The 13,088-nt window shown below is 62.5% G+C and carries 12 protein-coding genes; 6 read left to right on the plus strand and 6 right to left on the minus strand.

All coding sequences use genetic code 11. The annotated features are described in order from the left end of the window. Nucleotides 1-11 precede the first annotated feature (11 nt). The 5 genes from JC616_RS14780 to JC616_RS14800 all read right to left on the minus strand — a co-directional run bounded on the left by JC616_RS14780 (nucleotide 12) and on the right by JC616_RS14800 (nucleotide 5,897). Nucleotides 12-2,510: a fimbria/pilus outer membrane usher protein gene (locus JC616_RS14780; RefSeq protein ID WP_227103922.1), complete on the minus strand. Its 2,499-nt coding sequence runs from the start codon at nucleotides 2,508-2,510 to the stop codon at nucleotides 12-14. Beyond that, nucleotides 2,511-3,221 (minus strand): fimbria/pilus chaperone family protein, encoded by a 711-nt coding sequence (locus tag JC616_RS14785; RefSeq protein ID WP_227103924.1) that lies wholly within the window; start codon nucleotides 3,219-3,221, stop codon nucleotides 2,511-2,513. A 131-nt stretch (nucleotides 3,222-3,352) separates the two neighbouring features. Continuing rightward, nucleotides 3,353-4,030 carry a hypothetical protein gene (locus tag JC616_RS14790; protein ID WP_227103926.1) on the minus strand — a complete coding sequence of 226 codons (678 nt, stop codon included), beginning with the start codon at nucleotides 4,028-4,030 and terminating at the stop codon, nucleotides 3,353-3,355. A gap of 128 nt (nucleotides 4,031-4,158) precedes the next feature. After that, a complete protein-coding gene (locus JC616_RS14795) occupies nucleotides 4,159-5,106 on the minus strand; it encodes an alpha/beta hydrolase (RefSeq protein WP_227103928.1) in 948 nt (315 codons plus the stop codon). Nucleotides 5,107-5,294: 188 nt separating this feature from the next. Continuing rightward, complete coding sequence (locus JC616_RS14800) at nucleotides 5,295-5,897, minus strand: response regulator (RefSeq protein ID WP_199225856.1); 603 nt, start codon at nucleotides 5,895-5,897, stop codon at nucleotides 5,295-5,297. A 140-nt stretch (nucleotides 5,898-6,037) separates the two neighbouring features. Between JC616_RS14800 and JC616_RS14805 the strand changes: the two genes are divergently transcribed. The 6 genes from JC616_RS14805 (at nucleotide 6,038) to JC616_RS14830 (ending at nucleotide 12,164) form a co-directional block, all read left to right on the plus strand. After that, nucleotides 6,038-8,974 carry a hybrid sensor histidine kinase/response regulator gene (locus JC616_RS14805; protein ID WP_227103930.1) on the plus strand — a complete coding sequence of 979 codons (2,937 nt, stop codon included), beginning with the start codon at nucleotides 6,038-6,040 and terminating at the stop codon, nucleotides 8,972-8,974. An 84-nt stretch (nucleotides 8,975-9,058) separates the two neighbouring features. Then, nucleotides 9,059-9,388: a DHCW motif cupin fold protein gene (locus tag JC616_RS14810; protein WP_048411883.1), complete on the plus strand. Its 330-nt coding sequence runs from the start codon at nucleotides 9,059-9,061 to the stop codon at nucleotides 9,386-9,388. A 146-nt stretch (nucleotides 9,389-9,534) separates the two neighbouring features. Further along, complete coding sequence (locus tag JC616_RS14815; protein WP_227103932.1) at nucleotides 9,535-10,413, plus strand: alpha/beta fold hydrolase; 879 nt, start codon at nucleotides 9,535-9,537, stop codon at nucleotides 10,411-10,413. A gap of 45 nt (nucleotides 10,414-10,458) precedes the next feature. Next, nucleotides 10,459-11,166, plus strand: a complete 708-nt coding sequence (locus JC616_RS14820) for an aspartate/glutamate racemase family protein (protein ID WP_227103933.1) — start codon at nucleotides 10,459-10,461, stop codon at nucleotides 11,164-11,166. Nucleotides 11,167-11,320: 154 nt separating this feature from the next. Then, nucleotides 11,321-11,749, plus strand: coding sequence for a TOBE domain-containing protein (locus JC616_RS14825; RefSeq protein WP_227103935.1), 429 nt, complete (start codon nucleotides 11,321-11,323; stop codon nucleotides 11,747-11,749). A 7-nt stretch (nucleotides 11,750-11,756) separates the two neighbouring features. Further along, a complete protein-coding gene (locus tag JC616_RS14830) occupies nucleotides 11,757-12,164 on the plus strand; it encodes a DUF1801 domain-containing protein (RefSeq protein WP_227103937.1) in 408 nt (135 codons plus the stop codon). On the opposite strand, the gene JC616_RS14835 is transcribed toward JC616_RS14830, so the two are convergent. Beyond that, the gene (locus JC616_RS14835; protein ID WP_227103939.1) at nucleotides 12,161-12,922 is read right to left on the minus strand and encodes a hypothetical protein; all 762 of its coding nucleotides are present in this window, start codon (nucleotides 12,920-12,922) and stop codon (nucleotides 12,161-12,163) included. The two genes, JC616_RS14830 and JC616_RS14835, sit on opposite strands and share 4 nt — an antisense overlap. Nucleotides 12,923-13,088 lie beyond the last annotated feature (166 nt).

Below are 13,088 nucleotides of genomic sequence, written 5' to 3' on the forward strand. Positions count from 1 at the left end.
TTGCTCCTCGCTCACGCTTCCGCCCGGCATACCGCGTTCAACTGCTCGTAAAACACCTGCTCGTCCACCGTTTCCGACAGCGCGAAATCCAGCTGGCAACGGTTGCCGTTGGACGTGGTCACGGTCAGAACTTGCCCCGGCTCGGCATTGTCCAGAAACACCTTGCCGCCCTCCACCACGGTGGTGACGAAACGGTTGTCCGCCGTCAGCACCGATCCGCCGGCGCTCAGCGGCTGGCCCAAGCTATCCTTGACCTCCAACAACACGCGGCGGGTCTGGAACACGTCGAACTCCACATGACGCACCGCGCCGCGGCTGACTTTCAACTCCTTGTAGCCGTTTTTGAGTTCCACCGTGCGCGGCAGGCTTTTCACATCCACTTCCAGCCGGCTGACGTCGTAAGCCGTCAAGCTGGGGATCACCGCGCGGCCGCCGGCGTCGGTCCATACCGCGCCGCCCGGCGTGTTGACCCGTACCCCGGACACCTTGCCGGTGGACAACACGCCAAAGCTGTCCTGGATCTGCGCCGGGGAGGCGGTGACGCCGTCGCGGTGGAAGGCCAGGCCGCCGCTCAGCCCGGCGGAAAAATGGCGGCCGGCGTAGTTCTGCCCCACGCCCAGCCGGGCGCTGGCGTAACGCGGCTGCACGTTGACATTGGCGCTCACCCCGGTGCCGCGGCGGCTCTGTTCCGCGCTCAACTGATAACCCCAATACTCGTTGACGGTTTCGCTGACCGAGGTATTCAGGCTGGTGTCGCCGCCGCTGCTACGCACCGTGCTGTTGATGCGGCGTTTTTCCAGCGGCAGGCTGAAGTTCAGATACCAGGCTTGATAACGGCGGCCGTCAAAGGAGTTGCGGCCGTTCTCCACGTTCAGATTCAGCGACATCCGCTTGAAAGACTTGCCCCAGCTGCCCAGCCAGCGGCTGCTGACATGTCCGTCAAAGCTGCGGCTGGTGGAATAGGACAGCCGGAAGCTGCCGGCGCGCTGATGGCTCCAGCCCAGGGAGGCGGAGTACTGGGCGCGGGTGCGGCGCTTGCGCGCTTGGCCGGCTTGCTCTCGACCGTAAGCCGTCGTCGCCTCGCCCAGATCGCGGTAGCCCTCGGATTGAAACGAGGCCGATAAGGAGGCGCTCATCGCCTCGCTCATCCGCGTGCTCATCGCCCAGTTGGATTGATGGCCGAACACGCCCTCTTCCCGCGCCATGGAGGCCACGCCGCGCGCGCTCAAGGTCGTGTCGACGCCCAGGCCGACATCCGCCCCCAGGCCCAGGGCCTGGTATTGCGGCGTGCCGAGCGCGCCCAGCGTCCCTTGCGCCCGTTGTCCCAGCGCCCAACTGCCGGAGCCGGTCAGCAGCAAGGGTTCCTCGCCGTCGTCGGCAACATCGCGCAAGCGGCCGATGGCCAGCGAATAGCCCAGCGGCGCGGCCGCATCCAGCGCCAGGCTTGCCGCCGGCACCGTGAAGCGCCGCTCGCCGCCGTCGCTCTCCACCACCGTCACTTCCAGATCGACATGGCGGTTGTTGAGGCGGATATGGTCAAAAGAGAAGGGCCCGGCCGGCACTTGCGCAATATGGATCAACACCCCCGCCTGCCGCACCTCCACCCGCGCCACGCTATTGGCGACGCCCTCCACCCGCGCGCCGGGGCCGCCCTGCTCCAGGCCGCTCTCCGGCGTCCACTGCGCGCCCAGCAACTGGCCGGCGGCAAACAGCGGGCTGTCGACATTGATCACACCCAACTGCAAACGCGCGCGCTGGGAGATGAAGGAGCGTTGGGCGTAAGCGCCCAGATCGCTGAACTGCCCTTGACCGTTATTGGAGTAGTAGAACTGGCGGCTGCGCACAATCCAGTCGCCAATATTGACGCCGGCCTCGGTGTCCAGCGACAAGCTGCGGCTGCCGCTGCCCAGGCCCTGATAGCTGCTCGCGCTGAAGTCGTAGTTCAGCATGCCGCCGACGCCGCCGCTTTCCAGCTGAATCTCTTCTTGCGGCTGCGGCAGAATGGCCGCGGTGGGCACCAACAGCGCCACCCGGTTCAGATTGGGGTTTAGCTGCACCTGGGTCTGCGGCCAAGCGCCGACAAAGTCGTAGCAGGCCGGCGCCACGGAGACGCCCTCCGCCTCATCCGGGGGCGGACCTTGCAAGCGCGCCTGTTCCAACAAAGCCGGGCTGAAGCAAAGCTGGCCTTGCGCGTCGAACTCCGCCTCCACCTCGCCCAATGCCTCGCCATTGAGCGACAAACTCACTGGCTGACGCCCCTCGGCAAAACGCGGCTTGCCGCGGAAGTACTCGGCCAAGGCCGGGTCCAGACCGCGCGCGCGCAAAACATCGGCATCGAACATCGCGTCTTCGGCCGCTTCGGCGCCCAGCGCCAGCGACGGCGTCGCGCCCAAGGCCAGCAGCAAGGCCGCCGCCAGCGGCCGGCGTTTCCAGGGCCTTGTCGGCAGCCGGGCACCCGCCCACGCCTCCCCACGCCCGCAGTAGGCCGGGCGCTCTTGCCAAACCGCCAATTAGCCGGCCTTGGCCGTCAACGGCGCGTCGTAGCTGTCCACGCTGAAGCCGTACAGAGTGGCCGGGTACAGCCTAACTGCCTCGGCCCCGGTATCCGTAACCGGGAACGACAGCGTCTGCCCCGGCAACACATAGCTGCGCTCCAATTGCACTGCGGTGCCCTGCGGCTGGAGATTCACGACCTGAGCCATCCGCACCACATAAGGACTGTCGTTTGCCAATGTCAGCTGGCCGTCACTCAAGGACCACTTTAATAATTTCCATGGTTCGCGGTTTACCGGCAAGCCCTTTGGGTGAATCACCAATGGGAGGTTTTGCCGTACTGCAATCGCCACTTGCGCTCGATCCGCTCTTGATTTTTGTGGTATCCCCTCAAAAATCACGCGCTTCAAACGCTGCGTTTGCAAAGGTTTTTTAAGCTGCAACATAAAGCGCACTTGTTGCCACTCCCCAGCCTCAACTCTAGCCACAGGCGGCGTCAACATCACCAACGGCTTCTCGCCCTCATCCTCCGGCAGGTTTTCAATTTTTGAGTACAAAAGCAAGGGCCGCTTATCGGTATTTTGCAACAACATGGCACCAGCAACATCGGCTTCATTTAGCAACAAGACCGAAGTAGCTGGCTGCATACCTCCCGCCATACAGTTAGCGGCGACTCCCAATATGGCAATACACCAGCCCACTACTACTCTTTTTTTCAACCTACCCATATACACACTCTTAAAAAAACACCCCCGTATAAATCTTTGCAGCCGGGGGTGTCAAATCAGCCAATGCAAAAGCATCTATTTACCCAAAGTTAGATACTTATGCACCAACCAATAAAATTAATCAACAAGCATTAAAGGTAATTCAGTTCCAATGTCGCCACCCCCTCGAACTCAGCCTTATCTTTCACCGCCAACTTTCTATCAATAAAAATAGTAGGCTTCACAGCAGAATGCCATTCTTTAAAACCAAGAGGGGTCGCTGTGTCACCATCCTTCTTCATAGGGGTATAATAATACCCGGAGAAAACCTTATCTGCATTAGGTTCCTTCACCCAAGAACCGTCCAGATTGGTCTCAGACCTAGCATAATCAGCCTTAACCGAATCTTCCCCTTCACCTACTATCACCTTATTATGATCATTCGAAACAGTAAAACGAAAATACCCTACCTTAGCATCCCCAATAAAACCCAAACCAAATCTGTCTTTATGCCCATCACCATGAACAGAACCCGGATTATTATCGACAAACCTGACTGACATCTGTTGCACAGCATCACATCTTACTTTAAAAGGCATAACATCACCCTTTTTTTCCAGAAAACCATCTCCTCCTTGCAAACTCTTCGAATCAAACACTCCAAAATCCTGAACCTCTTTGCCGTAAAAATCCACCACACAAGCCGCCGGCTCAATAGTGCCTTTTAAAATAAACTGCCCATGCGCCAACGGGCCTTCCGACTTAGCCAGACCCGCACAAAAAATAGTGAATGTAGCTGCCACACAAACCACACCTTTTGAATTCAACATAACAATCTCAATATAAAAACTAATAGGAAAAAATACTATACCCTTCTAGTTCAACACAAAATATCTGACCAGTACTAAACCAACAAAAACCATCCAACTTCACGCAAAACACCACTGAAGCGCCCTATTCAAGGCCCATAAGATTCAGCATTTTTTAAAAAACCCTTAATTACACCACCCCACGCAGCACTATCACTCCGATAACAAGCATCATGATCACCCCCTTGCATAAACAACTTGGCTTTAGGCTGAGGACTGAGTTGATATAGACGTTCACCCAACTCCATCGGCACCACTTCATCTCCAGAGCAATGGATGAATAGTTTCGGCGCGGCAATGGCCGGCAGTTTGGAATAGGAGGAGAAGTTATGGCGGATCAGCGCGTCAAACGGCAGCCATGAGGCGGTATAGGATTTGGCGATGTCCGCGACGGACAAGAAGCCGCCGTCGATAATCACTCCGTCCACGCCCAGCGACACCGCCGCCATATCCATGGCGATGGCCCCGCCCAGCGAGTGGCCGTACACCAGGTGCTTGGACGCCTCCGGCACCAGCTTCTTGAAGGCCTGCCAGGCCACCCTGGCATCGGTGTAGACCGAACGCTGCGAGGGCAGATACCAGGCGCCGTCGCCGTAGCCGCGGTAGTCGATCGCCATCACCGCCAGGCCCAGCCGACGCAGGCTGAGGATTAAATCGACATCGGTGTGCAGCGTGCTGTCGTTGCCGTGCAAGAACAGCACCGCCGGCGCGGCGGACGATTCGGCCGGCAACCACCATGCATGCACCAGGCCGCCGCCTTCCGTCTTGGCGACCGGCAGCCAGGTTTCCTGGTAAGTCACCCCGTAATCTTGCGGGGTTTTGCCGGTTTGATACGAGGGGCTGAGGATGAAGTATCGCTGCGCCAGCTCCCATAAGCTCAGCGCCAGCAAAACGGCGGCCAACAAGGCCAGGATTCTTTTAAACGCGCCCATGCGCACACCAGACTTTGAAACGCCACCCGCCATCAACAGAGCACCCAGTTCAATATAAACGCCATGCTCGCCTGCTTGCCGTCTTTCAGGCCAGGCGAAATCCAATCCGGCAGCTTAGCCATGCTCGGTGCGGGGGGATATTTGACCAGTACGAAATGCGCGCCGCGCGGCGGGGATCTCACCTTAAAACGACTATACTGGCCGACCTATGCGTGAGCAGACACGCAGGATGCGCGGGAACCCGCGGCGGGGAAGCGGCACCAAGAAAGGGCCGCCGGGAGAAAAGAAAGGTATCAGGGCTTGAACAGCAGCAGCAGGTCCGCGTCGCGCTCCGCGCCCAGTTTACGCATGGCGCTGGCCTTCTGGGTGCTGATGGTTTGCTTGCTGCGCTTGAGTTTGGCCGCGATGTCGTTCACCGTCAGGCCGGCGACGAAGAGCCGCACCACTTCGGCTTCGCGCGCGGTCAAGGCGCGCTTGTCGGCGGGCTGGGCCAGGTGGTCGGCCTCCAGCAAACGCTCCACCGCCGGGGAGAAGTAGGCCGTTTTGGCCATGGCGCCGTACACCGCCGGCAATAGGTGCTCGATGGCGTCGGATTTGCTCAGGATGCAGTGAATGCCCAGGCCGCGCAGCGAGCGCACCACCAGGGCGTTGTCCATCATGGTGAGCACCACGATGCCCAGTTCCGGGTACAGCCGGCGCAAGCGCTCGAACATGGCCGCGCCGTCGCCGGATTCACAGCCGGGCATGGAGTAATCGGACACCAGCACGTCGCAAGGCTGGCTGGCCAGCATGTCCCACAGAGCGGTGGCGCTATTGGCCTTGCCCGCCACGCGGATGGAGCGCTGCCCTTGCAAGGCGTGCTCCAAGCCGCTGAGCACCGAGGGATGATCATCCACTAAGAAGACTTTTATTTCCGCTGTCGCCATGTCGTTCACATGAAATTTAAACAATTGTTTTCAAGACATTCTATTTTTATAGCTAAGCAAATATCCTGAAAATGGTCAACCGCCCAGCCAAGCCCCACGCCGAAAACCGTATGCGCAACTCAAGCCAGCCCTCCCCTCAAAGCCAGCCGCTCAGCCGCCTGCGGCGCATCCAGCGCATTACTTTGTTTGGCGGGGGCGTCGCCATTTCTCTGGCGCTGCTGGCTTTGACTTTGCTGACGCTCTGGCTGGCCGGCAAGGAAATGCTGGCGGACCGGCACCGGATGTTCGATGCGGAAAATACGACGCTGAAGGTACTGCTCAGAGGGCATGCGATCGATCTCCACCACCAGGTTAGCCAGGCCGAGACGGCATGGAAGGCGCTGCCCAAAGCCAGCCCGGCGCTGCAGCGCCAATTCACCGCGCAGAATGGGGAAGCCTGGCTGCAAGCCTCCCAGGCTCACCCTCCGATGCTGGCCTTGGGCAAGCTCTCCGCCCCCTACCCGGCCCCCCGTTTCGAGCCTTATCTGGCGCTGGCGGAACATGCCGCCAGCGCGATGTGCGGCGGCGATTGCGAGTTGAGAAAATCGGTAACCGTTTCTTTGTATAGTCCGGACCAGCGGTTTCTGGCGATTATCTCCCCCAGCTTCTCCTCTGCGGCGCCCGCCCAGCTAGGCAGCAAAGAAACGCTCTGGCAAAGGACTTTCACCAATATGCCCAATCCAACGGCCGCCAACGGCCAAGCCGGCCGTCAGCCGGCTTGGCTGGCCGCCGTCGCCGCGCCGCTGACCCGCCGGCCCGCCATCCGTCTGGCGCAGGCCGCCGTGGTGGACGGCGCGCCTGTCGCCGTGTTCGTCAGGGATATCCGCATCGATAACTTGCTGAATACCTGGCGGCCGGACATCAGCGATGAAACCACCTTGCTCGCCAGTCCTATGGGGCCGCTTCACATCAGCTTTGGCTGGCAAGCGCAGCAAGGCGTGAAGCTGATCGCAAGGCTCCGCGCCATGGACCTGCCCGTAATCAACGACGCGGTATCCGATATCCAGTATCGCGACGGCCTGTTCATCCTCCGCGCCCGTCTGCCCACCCCGGGCTGGGTTCATATTCAAGTCTTCCCATGGTATAGCCTGCTGAATGATTTGAGGCTGCCGCTGATCATTGATCTCAGCACGCTGCTGGTTGCCTTGACTTGCTTATGGACCTTCATTCTGTTGCTGGATCGCAAGATCTTCAAACCGGCTTTTTCCAACGCCCAGCGCATTTTTGAAAGCGAGAACCTGAACCGCATCATGGTGGACACCGCGCCCTCGGGCCTGACGCTGCTGTCCATCGCGGACGGCACGGTGCTGCTGGAAAACGAGGTGATGCGGCAATGGACGCGGATGGGTTCAATTGCCCGCTCGTCCCTGCACCTGCAGTTGCTGGACACCCACCAGACCGCGTCCCCGCTCGGCACCACGCCTTGCCACCGGGACATCCAGTTTGAGCTGGCGGACGGCAGCGCCATGGAGCTGCACAGCACCACCATGGCCACGCATTACCAGGGCATCCGGGTTCTGCTGTGCAATGTGGTGGACATTACCCCGCGCAAGGCGCTGGAGCGCCAGCTGGAAAGCGCGCGCCAAACGGCGGAGGCGGCCAGCCAGGCGAAATCTTCCTTTGTGGCCATGGTCAGCCATGAAATCCGCACCCCGCTGCACGCCATCGTCAGCAGCCTGGATTTGCTCGGCCGCGCCCAACTGGCCGCGCCGCAACAACAGCGCCTGGCGGTAGCCAATCATTCGTCCCAGGCCTTGCTGGCCATCATCAACGACATTCTGGACTTGTCCAAGGTGGAGTCCGGGCTGATGAGCGTGGAGCGGATTCCCTTCGATCTGGCCGCGCTCGGCCGCGAAGCGGCGGCCAGCATGGAGCCGTTGGCCCGCGCCAAGGGCCTGGAATTCTCCTGCATGATAGACGCGCAATTGGCGCCGGCTTATCTGGGCGATCCCGGCCGCGTCCGGCAGATCATGCTGAATCTGCTGGGCAACGCGATCAAGTTCACGCTCAGCGGCGAGGTGTTGCTGGAGGTCTATCCGCAGGATGACGACCGCGCGGATTCGCCGGTGCGCATTGGCGTGACGGACAGCGGCGTGGGCATCCCCGCCGAGTACCACGACCAGGTGTTCACCGAGTTTTCCCAGGCGGACGCCTCCATCACCCGCCGCTTCGGCGGCACCGGCCTGGGCCTGTCGCTCTGCAAGAAACTGGCGGAATTGCTGGCGGGCACGATTGAATTCACCTCCACTCCCGGGGTGGGCAGCACCTTCGTCGTGACCCTGCCCTTGCCGCCCTGCGCCGCCGCGCCGGCTGCCGAGCCGCCCGCCGTCGCGGCCGGCCCGGCCGCGCCGGCGGCCCGCATCCTGGTGGTGGACGACCACCCGGCGATCCGGGCGCTCATCCAGGACCAGCTCCGCGAGCTGGGCCATCAGGCGGACACCGCCGCCAACGGCGCCGCCGCGCTGGCGCTGGCCGCCCGTCAGGCCTACGCCCTGGTGCTGACCGATCTGAGCATGCCTGACATCAGCGGTTACAGCCTGGCCCGGGCGCTACGCGACAGCGGCTTCGCCGCCCCCATCGTCGCCATCACCGCGCAGGCCGGCAGCGCGGAACAGCCGCTCTGCGCGCAAGCCGGCATCGACGAGCTCATGCTCAAGCCCTTTACCCTGGAGGAGCTGGACCGCGTGATCCGCAAACGCCTGGCCTTGCGCCCCGCCGAAGACCGCCCGGCCGCCAGACCGCCCGCGCCCTTGTCCGCCGCCCGGCGCGCCGAACTGCTGGACGCGCTGGATCATTCCCTGCAGCTGATGAGGCAAGCTTTGGAGCAGATGGACTCCGCCCCGCTGACGCAGCAGTTGCACGCCACCAAGGGGGCTTTCGCCATGGCCGGCTTGGCGCCGGTGGCGGAGCTGTGTACGGAAATCGAGCAAGCGGTGGCGGCCGGCCTGCGCGAAGAAACCGGCGCGCTGCTGGATCGGCTGGAGGCGCTGGCGCACGCTAGACTTTGAACAGGCTCTAAGGCCGCTATCGCGGCCCGGGAACATCGGCGACAATGGCCAGGCGCTTAGACCCCCTACCCAAGAGGAGCCGCCATGAAAATATCCGATCTTCCATTCGGCATCAGCGATTGGTCCGCGCTGGAACCCACCCAGCATGCCGGCGAAACCGGCTGCGCCTATTGGCGCACCCAGCGCTTTGGGGACATCCGCGTCCGCATGGTGGAATACACGCCGGGCTACCGCGCGGATCACTGGTGCGTCAAAGGCCACATTCTGCTGTGTCTGGAAGGGGTGCTGCACACCACGCTGGCGGACGGCCGCAGCTTCACCTTGACGCCCGGCCTCAGCTACCAGGTGGCCGACGACGCGGAACCGCATCTGTCCCATACCGAAACCGGCGCCAAGCTGTTCATCGTCGATTAAGGCCGGGCGCGCCGGCTTCCGCCCTTTTGCCGCACCCTCGGAACGAGCTTGCGGCAAGGAGAGGAAGCGCCGAGCGCCATTTCCTTTGAAAAGATCACGCCGCGAGCGCCTGCCGCGGCGGCTCGTCGGAACCGGGACATCCAGCAATGACAAACGAGGTGCTCATCCGGCTGCTCAGCCAAGATCAGGTCTCCCTGGCGCTGTGGAAGATCTCCAGCCCCGCCTCCCAGCCGCGTCATCTGTTCATGACGCACGGCACTTTTTCGGATAGGCGCATCTGCCTGGGCCTGGCGAGACATCTGGCGGAGCGGGGATTCACTTGCTGGATTCTTGAATGGCGCGGCCACGGAGACAGCCAGCGGGACCCGCCTCCTTTCAATTTTGAGACCGTCGCGCTGTTTGACGTGGCTGCGGCGCTGCGCTATCTGCTGGAAGAGGAAGGCGTCGCCCGCCTCCACTGCGTGACCCACAGCGGAGGGGGATTGGCGCTGGCGATGTGCTTGTTGCGCCATCCTCATTTCAACCAAGCCATCGGGAAAATAGCGCTCTTCGCCTGCCAAGCAGGCTATGCCGCCCAGACGCCCTGGCGACGGCTGCGCCTTATCGGCATGAGGGAAGCCTGTCGCCTGGCGGGCAGGCTGCCCGGGAAAAGGCTGGGAATCGGCGTTCAGGACGAGTCCTGGCACATGATGCGTCAATGGTTTGACTGGAACATCCACAGACGCTTCAATGGCGCAGACGGCTTTGATTATCTGCGGCGTTTACCGCAAATCTCAGCGCCCATCCTCGCGGTCTTTGCCGAAAACGACTCTCTCATTGCCCCGCCCTCCGCCTGCCGGCAGTTTCTGGCGGCCTTTAAAGGGCAAGAGAACCAGGCGCTATTCTGTTCGGTCGCGGCCGGGTTCAGCGCGGGCTACAACCATGCCAGGGTGATGCACTCCTCCTCCGCCAGCAAAGAGGTGTGGCCCTTGCTGCTGGACTGGCTGGAAAAACCCGAGGCCCGCGCGCTCGCCGCAGCGACTTGACCCCTCCCTCGCTCCGTATCTTTTATAAACAGCTTAAGGAACGCCATGAGAACCCTCGGCCTGCTGGGCGGCATCAGTTGGGTATCGACGCTGGATTACTATCGCTATCTGAACGAAGGCGTCAACACCGCCCTGGGCGGCCTCAATTTTGCCGAGTGCGTCGTCTACTCGCTGAATTTCAACGATATCCAGCAGCGCGGCTGGGACGACTGGGAGCACACCTATGCGCTGCTGCTCAAAGGCTGCCTGCATTTAAAAGCCGCCGGGGCCGAGGCCATCGTGCTGTGCGCCAATACCGCGCACGTCGTGGCCGAGCGCCTGGAAACGGCCGCGGGCCTCCCCATCATCCATATCGCCGCCGCCACGGCGCGGGAAGTCGCCAAGCAGCGGCTGCGGACCGTCGGCCTGCTCGGCACTCAATTCACCATGGAGCTGCCGTTTTTCCGGGACAAGATGCGGCAAAACGGCATTGAGACCTTGATCCCGGAGGCTCAGCACACCCGCGCTTTCATTCAGCGCACCCTGCGCGACGAGCTGGGCCGCGGCGTGGCGTCGCCGGCCACCAAGGCCGCTTATCTGGAGGCGATCCAACAGTTGATAGCGCGCGGCGCCGAGGGCATCGTCTTCGGCTGCACCGAGCTTCCGCTGCTGTTGAGCCAGGCCGACGTGCCGGTGCCGGTGTTCGACACCACCCGGATTCATGTCGAGGCCGCGCTTGAGTTCGCGCTCGCGGACGCCGCTGGCCGGCGATAGACGCCGAGCCGCGGCTGTTCTCGGTCTCGCGGACCCAGGCGAGACCTTGGACGAACCATAGGCCGAAATAGCTGCCAACGCGCCGCCCGCTTCCGCATATACTGTCCGCACATCGCCAATGACGCCACCACCCATCCGACATCAAGGACCTCCGATGCTCACCAGCGCCCGTAATCAGTTCGCCGGCAAAGTCACCGCCATCCATCCCGGAGCGGTCAACGACGAGATCGACCTCACCCTGCCGGGCGGCGAGGTGATCACCGCCGTCATCACCCAGCGCAGCACCGCCAACCTGGGCCTGACCGTGGGCTGCGACGCGCTGGCCATCATCAAGGCCCCCTGGGTGATCCTGGCCAATCCCGAAGCCGGCATCAAGCTCTCCACCCGCAACCGCCTGGAAGGCCGGGTGTCCGCGCTGCGTCCGGGCGCGGTCAACGCCGAGGTCGAAATCAAGCTCAACGGCGGCGACGCCCTGGTGGCCATCGTCACCCAGGAGAGCGCGGACGACCTTGGCCTGGCCGTCGGCAAAACCATCGTCGCCTTCTTCAAGGCCTCCCACGTGATTGTCGGCGTCCGGATCTGAGCCCGGCATGAAGCCCTCCTCCGCGGCCGAGCGCGCGCCGGCCTCCGCCCTGATAGACCGCAGAATCGCCGAACTCGGCGACTGGCGCGGCGCGGCCTTGGCGCGGATGCGGCGGCTGATCCGGGAAGCCGCCCCGGACGTGATCGAAGAATGGAAATGGATGGGCACCCCGGTCTGGTCCTTGCGGGGCATCCTCTGCACCGGCGAGTCTTACACTTCCGTCGTTAAACTGACCTTCATCAAAGGCGCGGCGCTGCCGGACCCGGCCCAATTGTTCAACGCCAGCCTGGACGGCAAGGCCAGGCGGGCGATCGATATCCGCGAGGGCGAGGAAGTGGACGCGGAGGCGTTCAAGGCGCTGATTCTGGCCGCCGTCGCGCTCAATGCCGGCGGCGGCAAAAGCAAGCCGGCCTAGAGCCTCGACCGCTCCGCGGCCGCGCGCCGCCTGTCTCGCAGATAACGCCACACGCCGTTCAGAATGGCCGTCGGCGACAGCTCGGCCATGGCCAGCAAGCCGTGGCCCTCATGGTAGTCCGGGTTGTGCTCGACAAAATAGCGCGCCGCCGGGCGCGGGTGCTGCAGCCAGAATTGCCGGTCGGTCTGGCTGTCCCGGGTCAAAATGCCCAGCTTCACCACAAAGGGACGCTCCGCCGCGGGCGCCGCCATGCCGAAACTGCCGCACAACTCCGCCGCCAGCCGCGCCAGCGGCTGCTCCATGCCCCGCTCCGGGCTGGGCCACATGCCGGCGGCGTACTTGTGCATCTGGATGAAGCTGGACGGATGGATCATCGCGCCCAGGAAATACATGGGCCGCCACGGGCTGCGCAGCCAGTAGCGCAACATGCAGCCGGCCAGGAAAGGCATATTGCTGTTGCGGCCGCGGTAGTCTTTGAGCAGCCCGGCCTGCCCGCGCAAAACCTTGACTTCGCGCCCCGCCGCGCGGCGCTGGAACAGGTGGACGGCGCAATAGCCCACCGCCTGACCGTGTTCGCCGCGATGCAGCAGGATGCTGCTGTGCTCGGACTCCGGCAACACCATCTTGCGGAAGGCCGCCCGGTCCATGCCGCTGAAAACGGCGTCGTGCACTTGATAGGCTTCATCCACCAGGCGCTCGCGCCCGGCCATGGTCAACAAGTGCGGATATAGGGTGTCTGAGTGAGTGATGGTGCCCATGGCTCCTCGCGCGGGGTGGGACGTCGAAACGCAGCGCATGGTAAGCAGCGGGTCCGGACATCACCACTGACAGATATGCCAATGTTGTTTTTAATTCACTCAAGGCCGCAGGCCCGCGCCCAGGTCAAGCATGAAAAAACCCCGCCAAGGCGGGGTTTGTCTTTGC

It is taken from the genome of Chromobacterium rhizoryzae, assembly GCF_020544465.1.
GTDB lineage: Bacteria > Pseudomonadota > Gammaproteobacteria > Burkholderiales > Chromobacteriaceae > Chromobacterium.

Coding starts and splice junctions, on each gene's coding strand:
- JC616_RS14785 (WP_227103924.1), bottom strand. CDS start 3,221: ATGGGTAGGTTGAAAAAAAGAGTAGTAGTGGGCTGGTGTATTGCCATA.
- JC616_RS14790 (WP_227103926.1), bottom strand. CDS start 4,030: ATGTTGAATTCAAAAGGTGTGGTTTGTGTGGCAGCTACATTCACTATT.
- JC616_RS14805 (WP_227103930.1), top strand. CDS start 6,038: ATGCGCAACTCAAGCCAGCCCTCCCCTCAAAGCCAGCCGCTCAGCCGC.
- JC616_RS14810 (WP_048411883.1), top strand. CDS start 9,059: ATGAAAATATCCGATCTTCCATTCGGCATCAGCGATTGGTCCGCGCTG.
- JC616_RS14815 (WP_227103932.1), top strand. CDS start 9,535: ATGACAAACGAGGTGCTCATCCGGCTGCTCAGCCAAGATCAGGTCTCC.
- JC616_RS14820 (WP_227103933.1), top strand. CDS start 10,459: ATGAGAACCCTCGGCCTGCTGGGCGGCATCAGTTGGGTATCGACGCTG.
- JC616_RS14825 (WP_227103935.1), top strand. CDS start 11,321: ATGCTCACCAGCGCCCGTAATCAGTTCGCCGGCAAAGTCACCGCCATC.
- JC616_RS14830 (WP_227103937.1), top strand. CDS start 11,757: ATGAAGCCCTCCTCCGCGGCCGAGCGCGCGCCGGCCTCCGCCCTGATA.
- JC616_RS14835 (WP_227103939.1), bottom strand. CDS start 12,922: ATGGGCACCATCACTCACTCAGACACCCTATATCCGCACTTGTTGACC.